This is a genomic window from Variovorax sp. JS1663, assembly GCF_002157355.1.
In the GTDB taxonomy this organism is placed as follows: domain Bacteria; phylum Pseudomonadota; class Gammaproteobacteria; order Burkholderiales; family Burkholderiaceae_C; genus Variovorax.
This window is the reverse complement of record NZ_LYMK01000023.1, coordinates 1-14,851: the sequence shown is the minus strand read 5'-3', so window position 1 is coordinate 14,851 and position 14,851 is coordinate 1. Positions and strand designations below refer to the sequence as shown.

At 64.9% G+C, this 14,851-nt stretch carries 20 protein-coding genes; 10 read left to right on the top strand and 10 right to left on the bottom strand.

Going from position 1 to position 14,851, the window contains the following annotated elements:
- Positions 1 to 2: 2 nt before the first annotated feature.
- Positions 3 to 209 carry a hypothetical protein gene (locus A8M77_RS19300; protein ID WP_086923126.1) on the bottom strand — a complete coding sequence of 69 codons (207 nt, stop codon included), beginning with the start codon at positions 207 to 209 and terminating at the stop codon, positions 3 to 5.
- 348 nt (positions 210 to 557) lie between these two features.
- Between A8M77_RS19300 and A8M77_RS19295 the strand changes: the two genes are divergently transcribed.
- The 5 genes from A8M77_RS19295 to A8M77_RS19275 all read left to right on the top strand — a co-directional run bounded on the left by A8M77_RS19295 (position 558) and on the right by A8M77_RS19275 (position 3,842).
- Positions 558 to 1,142, top strand: a complete 585-nt coding sequence (locus tag A8M77_RS19295; RefSeq protein WP_202820633.1) for a nuclear transport factor 2 family protein — start codon at positions 558 to 560, stop codon at positions 1,140 to 1,142.
- Positions 1,143 to 1,184: 42 nt separating this feature from the next.
- Positions 1,185 to 2,156 carry a Bug family tripartite tricarboxylate transporter substrate binding protein gene (locus tag A8M77_RS19290; RefSeq protein WP_086923125.1) on the top strand — a complete coding sequence of 324 codons (972 nt, stop codon included), beginning with the start codon at positions 1,185 to 1,187 and terminating at the stop codon, positions 2,154 to 2,156.
- Positions 2,157 to 2,158: 2 nt separating this feature from the next.
- Positions 2,159 to 3,019 (top strand): EthD domain-containing protein, encoded by an 861-nt coding sequence (locus A8M77_RS19285; protein WP_086923124.1) that lies wholly within the window; start codon positions 2,159 to 2,161, stop codon positions 3,017 to 3,019.
- A 167-nt stretch (positions 3,020 to 3,186) separates the two neighbouring features.
- A complete protein-coding gene (locus A8M77_RS19280) occupies positions 3,187 to 3,477 on the top strand; it encodes a type II toxin-antitoxin system ParD family antitoxin (protein ID WP_086923123.1) in 291 nt (96 codons plus the stop codon).
- Complete coding sequence (locus A8M77_RS19275; protein WP_086923122.1) at positions 3,477 to 3,842, top strand: type II toxin-antitoxin system RelE/ParE family toxin; 366 nt, start codon at positions 3,477 to 3,479, stop codon at positions 3,840 to 3,842. Before A8M77_RS19280 ends, A8M77_RS19275 begins: the two co-directional genes overlap by 1 nt.
- Here the strand turns inward: A8M77_RS19275 and A8M77_RS19270 are convergent, their stop codons facing one another.
- Positions 3,843 to 4,400, bottom strand: coding sequence for a nucleotidyltransferase family protein (locus A8M77_RS19270; RefSeq protein WP_086923121.1), 558 nt, complete (start codon positions 4,398 to 4,400; stop codon positions 3,843 to 3,845). It abuts the gene before it with no gap.
- A gap of 121 nt (positions 4,401 to 4,521) precedes the next feature.
- On the opposite strand from A8M77_RS19270, the gene A8M77_RS19265 reads away from it, so the two are divergent.
- The 3 genes from A8M77_RS19265 to A8M77_RS35310 all read left to right on the top strand — a co-directional run bounded on the left by A8M77_RS19265 (position 4,522) and on the right by A8M77_RS35310 (position 7,225).
- A complete protein-coding gene (locus tag A8M77_RS19265) occupies positions 4,522 to 5,256 on the top strand; it encodes a hypothetical protein (protein ID WP_143694660.1) in 735 nt (244 codons plus the stop codon).
- A 746-nt stretch (positions 5,257 to 6,002) separates the two neighbouring features.
- Complete coding sequence (locus A8M77_RS19260; RefSeq protein WP_086923119.1) at positions 6,003 to 6,482, top strand: hypothetical protein; 480 nt, start codon at positions 6,003 to 6,005, stop codon at positions 6,480 to 6,482.
- Positions 6,482 to 7,225 carry a DUF6064 family protein gene (locus A8M77_RS35310; protein WP_143694659.1) on the top strand — a complete coding sequence of 248 codons (744 nt, stop codon included), beginning with the start codon at positions 6,482 to 6,484 and terminating at the stop codon, positions 7,223 to 7,225. Before A8M77_RS19260 ends, A8M77_RS35310 begins: the two co-directional genes overlap by 1 nt.
- Here the strand turns inward: A8M77_RS35310 and A8M77_RS19255 are convergent.
- The 4 genes from A8M77_RS19255 to A8M77_RS19240 are packed head-to-tail and all read right to left on the bottom strand — an operon-like array spanning position 7,155 to position 9,050.
- Positions 7,155 to 7,826 carry a DUF599 domain-containing protein gene (locus A8M77_RS19255; RefSeq protein ID WP_337590023.1) on the bottom strand — a complete coding sequence of 224 codons (672 nt, stop codon included), beginning with the start codon at positions 7,824 to 7,826 and terminating at the stop codon, positions 7,155 to 7,157. The genes A8M77_RS35310 and A8M77_RS19255 overlap by 71 nt on opposite strands.
- 18 nt (positions 7,827 to 7,844) lie before the next feature.
- On the bottom strand, positions 7,845 to 8,282 hold the full coding sequence (locus A8M77_RS19250) for a YeeE/YedE family protein (RefSeq protein WP_086923117.1): 438 nt from the start codon (positions 8,280 to 8,282) through the stop codon (positions 7,845 to 7,847).
- Between the two features lie 10 nt (positions 8,283 to 8,292).
- Positions 8,293 to 8,727: a YeeE/YedE family protein gene (locus tag A8M77_RS19245; RefSeq protein ID WP_086923116.1), complete on the bottom strand. Its 435-nt coding sequence runs from the start codon at positions 8,725 to 8,727 to the stop codon at positions 8,293 to 8,295.
- A complete protein-coding gene (locus A8M77_RS19240) occupies positions 8,727 to 9,050 on the bottom strand; it encodes an ArsR/SmtB family transcription factor (protein ID WP_086923115.1) in 324 nt (107 codons plus the stop codon). Before A8M77_RS19240 ends, A8M77_RS19245 begins: the two co-directional genes overlap by 1 nt.
- An 89-nt stretch (positions 9,051 to 9,139) precedes the next feature.
- Here A8M77_RS19240 and A8M77_RS19235 point away from each other — a divergent pair, with 89 nt between their 5' ends.
- Positions 9,140 to 10,042, top strand: a complete 903-nt coding sequence (locus tag A8M77_RS19235) for an MBL fold metallo-hydrolase (protein WP_086923114.1) — start codon at positions 9,140 to 9,142, stop codon at positions 10,040 to 10,042.
- Positions 10,043 to 10,386: 344 nt separating this feature from the next.
- Positions 10,387 to 11,547 (top strand): hypothetical protein, encoded by a 1,161-nt coding sequence (locus tag A8M77_RS19225; RefSeq protein WP_086923112.1) that lies wholly within the window; start codon positions 10,387 to 10,389, stop codon positions 11,545 to 11,547.
- Between the two features lie 31 nt (positions 11,548 to 11,578).
- Here A8M77_RS19225 and A8M77_RS19220 read toward each other — a convergent pair whose 3' ends face one another.
- The 4 genes from A8M77_RS19220 to A8M77_RS19205 form a co-directional block, all read right to left on the bottom strand.
- Positions 11,579 to 12,253: a dihydrofolate reductase family protein gene (locus A8M77_RS19220; RefSeq protein WP_086923111.1), complete on the bottom strand. Its 675-nt coding sequence runs from the start codon at positions 12,251 to 12,253 to the stop codon at positions 11,579 to 11,581.
- A gap of 120 nt (positions 12,254 to 12,373) precedes the next feature.
- Positions 12,374 to 12,604 (bottom strand): oxidoreductase-like domain-containing protein, encoded by a 231-nt coding sequence (locus A8M77_RS19215; protein ID WP_086923110.1) that lies wholly within the window; start codon positions 12,602 to 12,604, stop codon positions 12,374 to 12,376.
- 33 nt (positions 12,605 to 12,637) lie between these two features.
- Positions 12,638 to 13,606 (bottom strand): Bug family tripartite tricarboxylate transporter substrate binding protein, encoded by a 969-nt coding sequence (locus A8M77_RS19210; RefSeq protein ID WP_086923109.1) that lies wholly within the window; start codon positions 13,604 to 13,606, stop codon positions 12,638 to 12,640.
- Positions 13,607 to 13,641: 35 nt separating this feature from the next.
- A complete protein-coding gene (locus A8M77_RS19205) occupies positions 13,642 to 14,817 on the bottom strand; it encodes an acyl-CoA dehydrogenase family protein (protein WP_086923216.1) in 1,176 nt (391 codons plus the stop codon).
- Between the last annotated feature and the right edge of the window lie 34 nt (positions 14,818 to 14,851).

Sequence of the window (14,851 nt, the reverse complement as noted above, 5' to 3'; positions counted from 1 at the left end):
GGTCAGTCGGACTTGATCTTCTCGCGCAGGCGTTCGATGTCGTCACGCGTCGGGTTCTCGATCTCGATCTCTCCCACCTTGATGCGCTTGACCCTGCCGAGCTCGATGCACTTGATCACGAAGTTGAGAACAGTGGGGAGCGCCTGGACCGCCAGGGTTGCCGCGACGATCCAGGTGGCCTCCTGGCCCGTCAGATTGCTTCGCTTCACGAAGCGAGGCTGGGTCTCGGCTACGGCTTCGAATGCCTTTTTTCAGTTCTGCGACCTGGTCGTCGCGGGCAACTTCGATCTGCAGCTGCATGGAGCCTCCGTGGCCGGAATGCGTAAGCGCTGGGATGAAACGGACCACGATGCGCGACGTGTCCGTGACCGCCACCCTGCGTCCGAAGGTTTTCTGTCGACGAGTATGGTGAACCGGGCTGAGCGGCGCAATCCCTGGATGTGTGGATACCGAAGCGAGCCGTGTACGTTGAGCCGTACGCTCACACACCGTGCGCAACTCCTGAGAATGAGCGGGGGTGTCACAGTTGTCGTCGAATGGTTTTACCATTATATTGGATGACCACGAACGTCAACCAGATCCTCACCATGGACATTGATCCTCGCTACCACCTTCTCGCCCTCGAGCACATCGCTCAGCTGAAGGCGCGGTATTGCCGCTATATCGATACCAAGCAGTGGGAGAAGTTGGCCAGTGTCTTCACGCAGGACTGTCGCTTCGAGGGACTGGGCTCCGCGCCAGCAGGCGCGGACGTGGCGACCTTCGTGAAAGGCGTATCAGCGCGTCTGGCCCCCACGATTTCGGTGCATCACGTCCACCAGCCCGAGGTGGTGCTCACGAGCGCTTCGACGGCCCGCGGCGTCTGGGCCATGGAGGATTTCGTTGAATGGCAGGATGGAGGCGCCGTCAAGGAAGCACCGGGCGCGAAGGGATTCCGCGGATACGGCCACTATGAGGAAGAGTACCGGCGCGAAGGAGACACGTGGAAGATCAGCTTCCTGCGCCTGACGCGTCTGCGAATCGATCCGGTCCCACTTGACAGCTCCAATCCTCGGATGGGCAGTCGCCAAGCCACTCCCGACTGGATCGAGCAAGCGACGGCAAGACCTCCAGAAGAGCTCCTGAACTGGAGCACGAACTAGGTCGTCCCGCGGACTGTCCCGCCCCACCCGAGGATCTCGCACATGCTGCAACGCAGACATCTCCTTTCCTTCGCTGCTGCCACGGCCCTTCCCTGCCTCTCGTCTGCACAGGAAGTCTGGCCGCAGAAACCCATTCGGATCATCAATCCCGGAGCCGCCGGCGGCACGAACGACATCCTTTCCCGCTACATCACGGAGCCGCTCTCGAGGCTGCTCGGTCAACCCGTGTTCGTGGACAACAAGCCCGGTGCTGGAGGGATCTTGGGCGTGCAGTACATGTTGCAGCAGCCGGCGGACGGCTACACGATCCTTACCCATCACACCGCACTGGTTACGTCGCCACTGCTCAGTCCCAACGCGCGCTATGACGCCCTGAAGGATGTGGTTCCGCTTTCGCTCAAAGGGACCGCTCCCCTCGTGCTCATGGTTCATCCGTCCATGCCCGCGACGCTGTCGGAGTTTGTGGCCTATGGTCGCGCGAATCCACGCAAACTGGAATGGGGAACGTCCGCCTTGGGGGGCGTAGGTCATCTGGGCACGGAGGTCTTCAACGATGCGGCAGGAATCAAAGACACCGTCAGAATCGCCTATTCCGGCTCTGCGCCCGCATTGCAGGCTTTGGTGGGAGGGCAGATCAAGTACTTGCTGTCCTCGATCACTGCTGCGACGGCAGGTCTCGTTCAGGAAGGCAAGATTCGCATCCTGGGTGTCGCATCGCCGGCGCGCACCTCCCTTGCTCCGGGCATTCCCGCCATCGCGGAAGTCGTACCGGGCGTCGAGGTTGAGAGTTTCTATGGGTTCGTTGCCCGGTCCGGTACACCGCGGGCCATCGCTGCTCAACTGTCGGAGACAATTGCCAAGGTGATCGCCCAGCCCGAGATCGCGGAAAAATTCCGCGGCATTGGCATCCAACCGGCGAAGGGAGGGCAAGAAGAGTTCGCGGCACTGATTCAGCGTGAACACCAGCGGTGGTCGCAGGTCATACGGGAAAAGGCAATCAAGTTGGACGCTTGATCATGTCGACCCCATCTCTCGTGGTCCCGATGCTCGTCCTGTTGAGCCGGCGAGGGTCCATCAGTCCCGAGGATTTCCGCGCCTACTGGCAAGACGTGCACGGCCCACTTGCTGCACGTCTCCCTGGCCTGCATCACTACCGCCAGTTGCACCTTCAGGCAGAACGTGGGTGGTGGCCGGAAGTCGACGGAGTGGATCCTGGCGTACCTCCGCAGGACCGTGTAGATGGGATCGCTGAGATGGCGTTTGCGTCGTATGAAGGACAACAAGCATACGCTGCCCACGCACACCTCACGCGCGATGACGAGCAGTATCTCTTTCGTCGCACGGTGCGCTATCTGGCAGACGAAGTGTCTGCGACTGAATCGACCGTCCGAATCCATCAGCCCGACACGACGCAAGCAACGCCGTTCCGGCTTTGCGTACTGTTTCGGCGCCGCACGGAGCTCAGCCCCTCGCTGTTCGCAGAGCGCCTGCGGGCGCTCCTTCTACCCATTTCTGACTGCACCGTCTGGACGCTGCAGCCACGTGACAATGGCAAGAACCACCTTCTGTCGGTGAATGTGGACCACGATACGCCGCCTGGCCGCCAGTACGACGCCATCGGTGAGCTCGGCTTTGCAAGTGCAATGCAGGCGCGGCAGAGACTCGCCGAACGTGGTTTTGTCGAACAGCAAGCCTCGGTGCTCTCCGCTGCTCACGTCTACAGAATTGAGCAAGTCGCACCGATGTTGCTGCAGGGACGCATGACATTGAGTGGGCGCCGAGGCCACACCGTCGCACAGCTCATTGCACGGGTAGGCGCTTCGAACCAGGTCGAACCTGCAGTACTGTCGTACTTTGGCGAACGGCTCAGCACCTAGCCATAGCTGGCGAGGCTCTGGGTTCGAATCCATATGCATAACGTGGCGGTGCCAAGGACACCCACGCAAGGACCACGGCCTCATGCAGCCCGGATCGGTCGGTGCCACTGGCATAATCTGCCAATCATGGCCAGCCGGCCTGCTGCTCGCAATTTGGAGCCCACACCATGCCCACCCGGAACGTCGTGCTGAGTGAACATCAACAGCAACTGGTGGAGACCCTTGTGCAGTCCGGTCGCTACCAAAACGCCAGCGAGGTATTGCGAGAAGGACTGCGCCTCATCGAGGCGCGGGAGCATCGCGAAAGCGCCAAGCTCAAGGCCCTGAAGCAGGCAGCGCGTCAGGGCTGGGCGGATGTGTCCGCTGGGCGGTACGCGGATGTTGCCGATGATCAGCTCGAAGACTTCGTCGGACAACTGGGGCGCCGTGCAGCGCAGCCTGCCACGACAGCGCGTTGATGCTTCGTTATCGGTTGTCGGAAGCCGCGCAGGGCGATGTTCTCAGCATCCTCGGCTGGACACATGATCAATTTGGCGAGGCTGCTCGCCTGCGCTACGAAAGCCTGATCGTCGCCGCACTTCGCGACGTGGCAAGCGAGCCCGACAGACCCGGCAGTCTCCCTCGGGCCGAACTCGGCGCGGGTGTTCGATCCTGGCACCTGCGCCTGAGTCGGAACCGCGTCAATCCGGATGTGGCAATCGTCCGGCGGCCGCGCCACTTTCTTGTCTACCGCTCTGAACCTTCTTTGGTCATCGTCGGTCGGGTGTTGCACGACGCCATTGAATTGGCGCGGCACCTGGACCCTGATACGTCTTGGACTTAGTCAGCCAGGCACTGGGTGCCGCCGCAGCCACGGCCAGCGCGCTTGGTACGACGCCACCTTGCGCTCGAACAGCGCGCGGTGCGGCACCAGCGGGTTCATCGTCAGCACGCCCTCGTACAGCAGTGCCAAGCCGTTCGGCGCATAGAGCTCGCCGGGCCGCACGCCGACGCAGGTGGCCGGGACGAGGAAGCGCTCGATGCCCTCGCGCGCGCTGCGCAGTTCGTGCCCGTAGGGATGCCCGAAGTGCGACTCGTACCAGAGGTGGACCCGCGCCTGGTTCGACGCCTCGACGGTGATGCCGAGGTCGCCCAGCACCTCGTTGACGTGTGCCTGCACGCTGCGCTCGGCGGCCTCGCTGGTGTCGGTGGTGTCGAAGTAGAAGAGGTCGTAGTCCTTGATGTCCGCCTCCGGGGCGCGGCCGGACTGGAGGTTCCACACGGTCTGGAAGAGGCAGCCAGCGACGAGCCAGCCATCGGGGAGCTTCAACGCGGGCCAGCGGGCGAGGATGGCGCGGTTGTGGCTGTTACTGAGGATGTCGGTGAGGAAGCGGGCTTGCATGGGTGGGCGAGGCGGCATGGGAGGGCCGGCAGGCATTGTGGCTTGGGTCTGATCTGGAGCTTCCTTAGGGGCGGGGGCGCGTTGCACTATGCTCCGGCGCGATTGCAGCCGGAGGACTTCAATGCCAGTGAATGAAAACAACGCGTCAAGCCAGCGCTCTTCGGGATCCAGTTGGACCTTGGCGGTCAGCGTGTTGACGGCCCTTGTCGCGGTAGGTACGGCGACGCTTCACCTGCTGGTCCGGGTCTCGCATCAGGTCTATCTCCAATCCTGGGGCATCGACGCGGGCGTGTTCCCGAAGCCCACGGATTGGCTACTGATCTACGGCTACTACGGCATGGTCGACCGCTCCGTCGCCGTCTTCAATGCCGTTGCAAGCAACCTTGGCTGGTTAGCCGTAGCAATGGTTGTCGCCGCTCTCTATCTGTTCGTGTTGTTCTCGCCGAGCGGCCTGGGCACGGGCACCGTGCCGAAGTGGCTGCAACATCCCCCATGGCGCCGGCGGCTCGCCAAATACCTGGTCATCGGTGGCCTTGTTGGCGCGGCGATTCCGGGCGCACTGGTCTTGTGGACCACGCTCATGGTGATCCCCGCCGCGTTGGGCGAGACCGCAGGCAAGGCACATGCCGAACGAGAGGCGGCGGAGTTCAAGAAGGGCTGCGAGCATGCGAAATACACGTGCGTGCAGCTCAAGAAGGGCGGCGAGTTGCTGGGCTTGGGGTTCGTGCTCGATGGCTCGCCGTCGCACATCGCCATTTACGATGTTCAGGTGCAGCGCGCTCGGGTCATACCTCGGGACGCTGTCGAGATGGTTTCGGGAAGGCCCCTTGGCGAAACTGAGTTAGTTACGCCTTGAACCCGCTCTACCGCTCTGATGATCTTGATCGATCCGGCAAAGACCTCTTTAGACTGCGAGCAGGCGTTCGCGCTCGTCGGTCTGAACTTCTCTAGTCGGCCAGAAGCGGTCTTCCGCTCGAACCATCCGTTTGAAGGATATGCCCTCCCAACTACTGGCTGGGGTCGGCAGCCAAGCCAGTCCAGAGACGGCACTTCATTGACCTGCATCAATTCCCGGCGCACATCGCAGCGTATCTTCGGCTGAGCACTTTGCCGCCAGCTCGGACGACCGAGTCGGCCAGATGCAAGGCGCGGGCGCGACGACGGCTCCGCCTTCCCCTTGACGACGCCGTCGAGCTGACCATCAAGGAGTGACTGCCATGACAATGTTGCGAAGAGCGGCACTTGCCGCATTGCTCACCGGCCTCATGAGCGCAGGAGCGGCTCTCGCTCAAGCGCCGGCTCCAGCCGGAACATCCGTGCCGACCGACGCGCAAGTGCGCGAACTGCAGCAGCAAGTTGAGACGGTGCAAAAGCAGTTGGACCAACTCATGGCCGCGCCCGACGCGGCCGCGCGCCAGCAACTGATGCAGCAACACTGGCAGAGCATGCAAGGCTGCATGGGACAGATGCACGACCGGTGGGGCATGGCGTATCCGTGGAGGATGGGACATCCATGGTCGATGACGGGACCCGGAATGATGGGGGGGAGATGCATCGTGGCCCACGCCCCAGGGCGTAACACCCGACCAATACAGCCAGCAGATGCGCGACTACACGCAGCGGATGCAAGAGCAGATGAACAAGATTGCGCAGACCCCGGACCCGCAGGAGCGCCAACGCCTCATGCAGGAGCACTGGCAAGGCATGTATCAGAGCATGCAGACCATGCGCGGCCGGGGATGGATGTCGGGCGGCGGCATGATGGGCCCCGGAATGATGGGTGGGGAAATGATGGGGGGCGGCCCACCGCCGAGTTCGAAGCCACTACCGGACGCCAAGTCCGCGGGCGCCAAGCTGGTCTCAACCTATTGCGTTCAGTGCCACGCAGCGCCGGCGCCCTCACTGCATACCGCGAAGGAGTGGTCCAGCGCGACCCAGCGCATGCACATCCACATGGACAGCCGCTGGCAGAGCATCAACACGCCGACTGAACAGGAGATGAATTCAATCGTCGCGTACATGCAAGCACACTCGGCGATAGCCCTGTGCTTGGTGACGGCGCGGGCCGCAGGAAGGTGCTGATGCACGAGGGAGCGAACGTCAGCTTCGTGGCAATGGGAACAATCGGTTTGCGCCCGGCTATGCCGTTTACTGCCCAGCAGTTCTTCGAGGTATTCGGCCGCTACAACGTCGCTGTTTGGCCGGCGCAGGTTGTTTTGAACGCGTTCGCCGGCCTTGCCATCCTTCTCGTCTCCCGAGGTCGGCCATCCGATGGCCGATGGGTCTGCGCCATCTTGGCGGCCCTCTGGGCCTGGATGGCAGTTGCGTATCACTTCGCTTTCTTCGCTGCCATCAACCCCGCCGCCTGGGTCTTCGGGGGTGTCTTCCTCATTGGGGCCATCTGGCTTGCCTGGGTCGGGTGCGTGCAGGGACGTTTGCAGTTTCGGGCGAGCGGCGGCTGGCGCGGATGGAGCGGTGCGGCGCTCATTCTGTTCTCGCTCCTTGTCTATCCAGCGCTCGGTTGGGTGCTCGGCCACCGATATCCTGCCTCGCCGAGCTTCGGACTGCCCTGTCCGACGACCATCTTCACGATGGGACTGCTGATGTTCGCCAGGGCGCCAGTGCCGTGGTCGGTGTACGTCGTACCCCTGTTGTGGGCCGCGGTGGGCTCGACCGCGGCTGTGACACTCGGCGTCTACCAGGACCTGGGACTCCTGGCCGCCGGCGCGTTGGCGCTTCTGCTGCTGCTTCGTCTCAAGAGCGATGGCGAAGCGGTATCGCGGAGGGTTGCGCAAGGTCCGAGCTCCCGAAGCGGTCGAAGCTGACCAGCCCCGCGACGACACCGAGCGCTGCGACGGGGCCTGCAGCGGGGTGGACGATGGAGGCCAGGATGGGGGCAACGAGGACGAGATGCCTGAGTCCCCAACTGTAGAGGACTCCGGCTCTTCGCACGTAGGTCTTTCCGGCAGCGCTCCAGCGATTGCGTGCCTCGGAGCCCACCGGCATCGCGCTGATGAAGCCCGCATGGTTGTAGTAACGCACCGCCATGACCGATGACAGGAGCGAGGCGAACAGCAGCGACATGAGAACGAACTCCAGCGCGAGTCGCACTGTGAACGTCGGCAGCCCAGGTGCGTCGCCGAAGGCCGAATGCAGCGAGGGAGCGGCCAGGGTCGCGGTGCCCATCAGCGCCAGCGCAGCCGTCGATGCGGTCATCGTCGCCGACATCAGCGAGTTGCGAAGCGTCTGCACAGCCAGGATTTCCGAGCCCTTCTGCGCCGAGACCGCGGCGAACCATTCCTCGCGCAGCGCCGCGTGCGCCGTGCGCGCGAGGCGTTCGGGCCTTTGGCGATGCCCGAAAGCGAGCGCGACCTCGTAGGACACGAGGACGGCTGTCGTGGCAAGCGCCGCGAGCCAGGTCGCCATGTTCGTCATCGGCCGACCTCAGGCCGCGTGCGGCGCCGGCGCACGCTTGCGGCGCTCGAAGAGCTCGAATGCGCCCATGCCCACCAGCATCGCAGCCACGAAGACGAGCGCCCTGAATTCGCCCATTCCGAGGGAAACGAGCGCCGGGCCGGGGCAGAACCCGGCGACACCCCACCCAATGCCGAAGAGCACGCTGCCGAGCACGAGGCGGCGGTCGATGTGGCGCGCCGAAGGCAGCCGCATCTCGGCGCCGAGACAGGACACCGTACGCCGTCTGGCCACCATGAAGCCGACCATGCCCACGGCGATGGCTCCCGCCATGACGAAGGCCAGGGAGGGGTCCCAGGCGCCGGCGAGGTCCAGGAAGCCGAGCACCTTGGCCGGGTTGGCCATGCCGGAGACGATGAGGCCGAGTCCGAAGACAAGGCCGGCGAGCAACGAAGCGAAAACAAGCATGAAGAACTCCTCAGATGCTGAGCAGGTGACGCGTCACGAAGACCGTGACGAAGCCGGCGCCCATGAAGGCGGCCGTGGCGACCAGCGAGCGGGGCGACAGGCGAGACAGACCGCAGACGCCGTGGCCGCTGGTGCAGCCGGAGCCGTAGCGTGTGCCGATGCCCACCAGCAGTCCGGCCAGAACAAGCGAGCCATACCCGGCGTCAATCTGTGGTTTGGGCAGTGCCGCGAACAGCAGGTAGGCCAGCGGCGCACCGACCAGACCCAGGACGAAAGCGATGCGCCAGGCGCTATCGCCCTTGACGGGCTTGAGCAGCCCTCCGAGCACGCCGCTGATGCCGGCGATGCGACCGTTGAGCAGCACGAACATCGCCGCGGCAATGCCGATGAGAGCGCCGCCGGCCAGCGCGGTGAGCGGCGTGAAGTGGTTCCAGTCAATGGACATCATTCTTCCTTGGGACAGTAGAGACGGTAGAGAAGGGCGAGGATTTCGAGCATCGACGGGTCGGCGACGCTGTAGAAGATGCTCTTTCCCTCGCGGCGCGTGTGGACCGCCCCTTCGTTGCGAAGAACACCGAGTTGCTGCGAGAGGGTTGGTTGGTGGATGTTCAGTGTCCGCTCGAGGTCGCTCACGCACATCTCGCCTTGCGAGAGCTGGCATAGCAGGAGCAGCCGGTCTTCGTTGGCAAGCACCTTGAGGGCGCCGACCGCCTCACCAGCAGCGCTGCGCAGGGCGTCGGGGTCGATGACGGGGGAAGGGTGCTGCATGGAGTAAGCGAATCAATATCGATTGACATAGTATGTTGTAAAACATAATATTAGTCAATCGATTGAACATCGCATCCACGGAACACCTCATGGCGACCCGCACGACAACCCAAGGCTTCTTCGACCCCAATACCTGGACGGTCTCCTACGTCGTCTGGGACCATGCGACAGAGCGCGCCGCGGTCATCGACCCGGTGCTGGACTACGACTTCAAGTCGGGGCACACGAGCACAGCCTCGGCCGACCGGCTGCTCGCCTACGTCCGGGAGAAGGGTCTGCAGGTCGACTGGATTCTGGAAACCCACGCGCACGCCGACCACCTGTCCGGCGCACGCTACGTTCAGGCGCAGGTCGGTGGACTCATCGCCATCGGCGAGAACATCCGTTCCGTGCAGGCAACGTTCAAGAAGCTTTTCAATTTCGAGCGCAGCTTCCTGCCGGACGGAAGCCAGTTCGACCACCTCTTCAAGGATGGCGAGGTCTTCAGGATTGGCGAGGTCGAGGCCACCGCGCTGCTGGTGCCGGGCCACACCCCGGCCGACATGGCCTATCTGGTGGACGGCTCCGTCTTCGTTGGCGACACGCTCTTCATGCCAGACGTCGGCAGTGCGCGCGCGGATTTCCCGGGTGGCGACGCTCGCCAGCTCTACGCCTCGATGCGCAGACTGCTGGACCTGCCGCCCGAGACCACGATGTACGTCTGTCACGATTACCCGCCTGCGACCCGACAGCCCCGGTGGCGGACCACCGTCGCCGAGCAGCGAGCCCACAACATCCATGTCCGCGACGGCATCAGCGAGGATGCCTTCGTCGCAATGCGCACGGCTCGCGACGCGACGCTCGAGGTGCCGACACTCATCCTTCCGTCAATTCAGGTGAATGTGCGGGCTGGGCAACTGCCGCCCCCCGATGAAAACGGCGTCGCGTACCTACGCATTCCGTTGAACGCCCTTCCCGTTCACCAGCCATCTGTAGCGAAGGCGGGCAATTGAACTTTCCTCAGCCGCGATAGCCAACGGCGAGGCCTCCGCCTGGCCCGGCTCAGTGACGATGCGGGTGCTGATGGCGGATGTCCGGAAAGTGCTCGTGTTCGTGCGCCAAGGGTTCATGACGATGCCAATGCGTATGCCTGGTCCCGTCCGATGGGCCATCAGCATGCGCATGCTGGTGATGCGGCTCGTGAGCCGGAGCGCCGAGGGTGATCCCTGCGCAGACACCTCACCGAGGTGCTACCTAAGAACGGTATGCGTCAGACGACTCTTCTGCATCCTCCGGACTGGCGATGCGGCGGAAAGCCATGGCTTGAAATGAGCGAGAAATCGCACAGACTCGATGAATGATCCGCGAAGCACAAGGCCCAGTCGCACACGCCGTGGGCAGCAGCCCGGACAACAAACTGCGTGAGGCGCTCCTCAAGGAATACGGAGATGTAGCGAATAACTTTCGTGGACTGGCGGACGTCCGGTTCAAGCTTCTCAATCTCCTGCCCATCGCGGCGGCAGCGACCGCTGCCTTCAAGGGCGACAAGCCTGACGGACTCACCTTTTTTATCTCGCTGTTTGGCTTGGCCGTCACGATCGGGCTGTTGGTCTACAACGCCCGCAACGACCAGCTGTACGACGAGCTTGTCGGCCGCGCCGCAGCCATAGAACGGGCCGTTAGCCTCCCCGATGGGGCGTACGCGAATCGGCCACGGCCCTGGCTGGACATACACGCCTTGGGGCATACGTGGAACGTCGATCATCGCAGCGCGGTAGCTCTGATCTATTCCGCGACGATCTGTCTTTGGCTGACGCTCGGACTGGCTTCAATCCTTGAGACGCTCAGGCAGTACTTCGTAGGGATCGGTTGGGATCGCCTCAAAGGATCGCACGCTCTGTTCGTGGTTCAGCTTTGCTCCTTTGCGGCAGCTGCGCTTGCCACGTTTGCTTGGGGGCAACGCATCGTCGGGGAGCAAGTCAGCGCGCGTAGGAAACTTCTAATCAGGCTGGCAAAAGAAGCGGTGGCGAGCATGCTTGCGACCACGTGGGACTTTCCCATGAGAGCGCCTGGCGAGCGGGCCATTCGGCTCTGTGCCTGTCTTGCCAGGAGCCGCGACTTCTTGGCCGAGCTTCATGACTTGCCCCTTTGCAAAGAGCTCACCGGGGTATCGAAGGCAAGGCTGTATCGCAAGGAGAAGCATGAGCGGCGACGCTTGTTGGCGGAGTTTCGGCAAGCGCGCAAAGCGGTCCGTGCGCGCTCGCGGTTCTTCGGTCAGCTCACCGGCGAGGAGCTTCAGGTCTACATTCCGGTGAGCTCTCCGGCCATGAGATCCGCGTATCTGGTAGCGCTGCTCACAGATCTTCCGGCGAGATGGATCTTCGATTGCTGGGCCGGGCGGAGAATCTCCATCTCCGGGCAAGCCGGGGCCGTCACGAAGAAGACCTGGGAGGATGACGGGCGGATAGGTCTGCGGAAGCCTCCTCCGCCGTCCCGACCGGCCAGGCGAGGTTCGTGATCGCGAGGGGAACGATCCCCGCGAAGAAGCCTCACCCCACCTCGCGCGCCAGCTTCGCCCGCCGTTCAACTTCCTTCGCGCTCGGCTCCTCCTGCGCAAACGACCCAAGCGGCACCTCTCCCGCCGGCACATAGGTGCTCATCACCACACCAGTCGCCGAGGTCCGCGAGGCGACCAGTCGCAGCGCACCCGGCTTCGCGCCAGCTTCAAACAACCGCTTGCCGCGCCCAAGCACCACGGGAAAAGTCCACACGTTGTATTCATCGATCAGCGACGCAGCCTGCAGCGTCTGGATCAGGTTGCCGCTGCCGATGATCTGAAGGTCCTGCCCCGGCTGCGACTTGAGCGCCGCGACGGCCGCGGCGACGTCGCCTTCCAGCAGCGCCGAGTTGTTCCACAGCAGCTGGCCCTGCTTCAGCGTGCGCGAGGCCACGTGCTTGCGGGTCGCGTTGAAGGTCTTCGCGATCGGGTTGCCGTCCGGCTGGTAGGGCCAGTAGGCCTCGAAGATCTCATAGGTCCTGCGGCCGAGCAGGAGCTCGCGGTCCTTGCCGTCCAGGCCGTTCATGTCCTGGCTGGCGGCCTCGTCCCAGTAGGGGAAGGTCCAGCCGCCGAAGGCGAAGTCGCCGGTGGGGTCTTCCTCGGGGCCGCCCGGGGCCTGCAGGATGCCGTCGAGCGAGAGCATGGTGGATGCGATGAGCTTTCTCATGGGTAACTCCTTGAGTTGAGAGTGGGGGCATGGACGAAGGCCGTCCCATCTCTACGTCGAACGAGCCTGGTCGATTTCGACACGATCCCGTTGGAAAAAAAGCCCCAGGGTTCGGGCGGGTCAGCCTCGCGCCTGGGCGAGGCATTCCAGTGCGTCGTCGCGCCACCACCCCACGGCGGCGAAGTAGCCTTCCCACACGCAGCCGTTGCAGCCGCGGCCGCAGCAGGTGGTGGGTTCGGGGGGTGGCTTGCGAAAGTTTTCTACACCCGCGGCGCGCAGGCGCTCGGCGACCTGGTGCAAGACCGCGCGGGCGGAGCAGGCATCGGTGACGAGGGGCGGCTGCAGGTCCATGCGCCGATGCTAGCGGGCGCAGCCCGCACGCGACTACTGCGCCTCGATGCTCGCCGCCTTCATCAGCTTCTCGGTCAGCGCGATCTCCGCCTTCAGGCTTTGCGAGAAGACCTCCGAGCTGCTGGGCCGCACGGTCGCGCCGGAGGCCTCGAGCTTGGTGCGCACCTCGGGCATGGCCAGCGCCTGGGCCAGCGCGTCCTGCACCTTCTTCACCACGGGGGCCGGGGTGCCCTTGGGCACGGCCAGGCCGCCGAAGGAGACGACCTCAATGCCCGGCACGCCGGCCTCGGCCAGGGTGGGCACCTGGTCGAGGCGCGCGTTGCGCTTGGGCGAGAGCACGGCCAGGGGCTTGAGCTTGCCTCCCTGGATGTGCGGCAGCGCCGGGCCGACGAGGGCGAGCGCAAAGTCGACCTGCTTGCCGGCCACCGCATTGGTGGACTCCGAGGCGCCCTTGTAGGGCACGTGCAGGGCCTGGGTCTTCGTGGCGGCGAGCAGCAGCTCGGCGCCCAGGTGCGAGGGCGTGCCGACGCCGCCGGAGGCATAGGCCAGCTTGCCGGGGCTGGCGCGCAGGCGCTCGACGAGCTGCTTCACGCTGGTGATGCCGGAGTCGGGGTTGACGACGATGACGGAGTCGGACTGGGTGATGCCGCCGACGTGCACGAAGTCCTTCATCACGTCGAAGCCGGGGTTGCGGTACATGCGCATGTTGGTGGCCATGGGCGAGCTGCTGTAGACCCAGGTGTAGCCGTCGGCCGGCGCCTTGGCGGCGAGCTGGGCGCCGAGGTTGCCGGCCACGCCGCCGCGGTTCTCGACGACGATGGGCTGGCCGAGGATCTTGGACAGGGCGTCGCCGGTGATGCGCACGGCGGTGTCGGGCGCGGTGCCGGCGAGGTAGGGCACGATCCACTTGATGGGGCGGCTGGGGTAGTCCTGCGCGTGGGCGCCGGCCACGGTGCCGAGCGCGGCCGCGGCGACGACGAGAGCGCGGCGGAGGGTGTTCATGGGTGTGTCTCCTGTGGATGTTGTAGCGGAGTTCTTCAGCGGATGGCGTCGCCCAGCAGCTCGCGGGCGATGGTGTTGCGCTGGATCTCGCTGGTGCCGGTGAGCACGCGGTACATGCGCAGCAGGCGGAACATGAATTCGACGCGGCTGCCCTGGACGATGCCCTCGCCGCCGAGCACCTGCACGGCGCGGTCGGCGATGCGGAAGGCGGCCTCGCTGCAGAAGAGCTTGGCCATGGAGGCGTCGGCACGCGCATCGCCCCCGGCGTCGAGGGTGCGGGCCACGCTGAGCATGAGGGCGCGCGCGGCGGCGAGCTCGGTGGCCATGTCGGCCAGGAGGTGCTGCACGGCCTGGAAGGCGCCGATGGGCTGGCCGAACTGGCGGCGGCGCGTGGCATGGGCAATGGCGTCGGTCAACGCGACGCGGGCATGGCCGAGCATGGCGGGGCAGTGCAGCAGGCGGTTGACGGTGATGCGGCCGAGCGCGAGGGCGAGGCCCTGGCCCTGTTCGCCGATGCGGTTGGCGGCGGGGATGCGGCAGTCGGTGAGCACGATGTTGCCGGTGCTCGTCTGGCCGGCGAGGGTCTTGTAGCCGCTCTGGACCTCGAAGCCGGGGCGGTCGCGCTCGACGAAGAAGGCGGTGGTTTCGCGGCGCGCGGGGTCGTCGCTGGTGGAGGCGATGACGACGGCCATGTCGCAGAAGGGCGAGCCGGAGATGAAGCGCTTGGTGCCATTGAGCACGTAGTCGTCGCCCACGCGCACGGCGCGGGTCTGCACGGCGCCGGCGTCCGATCCGGCCTCGGGCTCGGTGATGGCGAAGCAGATGGCCTTCTCGGCGCGGGCCACGGGGAGGATGAAGCGCGCCATCTGGTCGGGGGTGGCCTGCTTCGCCAGGGCGCCGACGCGGGGCGGGCCGGAGAGCTCGCCGAGCACGTGCGCGGCCAGGGGCGAGCCTGTGGCGTAGATGGCTTCCTTGATGAGGCAGTGGTCGTGCACGCTGAAGCCGGCGCCGCCGAGCTGCTTGGGCAAGGTGACGCCGTAGAAGCCGTGCTCGCGCGAGCGTTGCCACACCTCGTCGAGCAGGGCGCGCGGGGCGCCGGATTCGTAGGTGATGCCGTGCTCGGCGGCCAGGGGCTGGATCTCGTCGCGGATGAAGGCCTCGACGCGGGCGATGAAATCGCGCGCGGCGTCGGTGCCCTCGAAGGGCGGCATGCCGGCGGTGCGCGGCACGGGGGCGGTGGGGGCG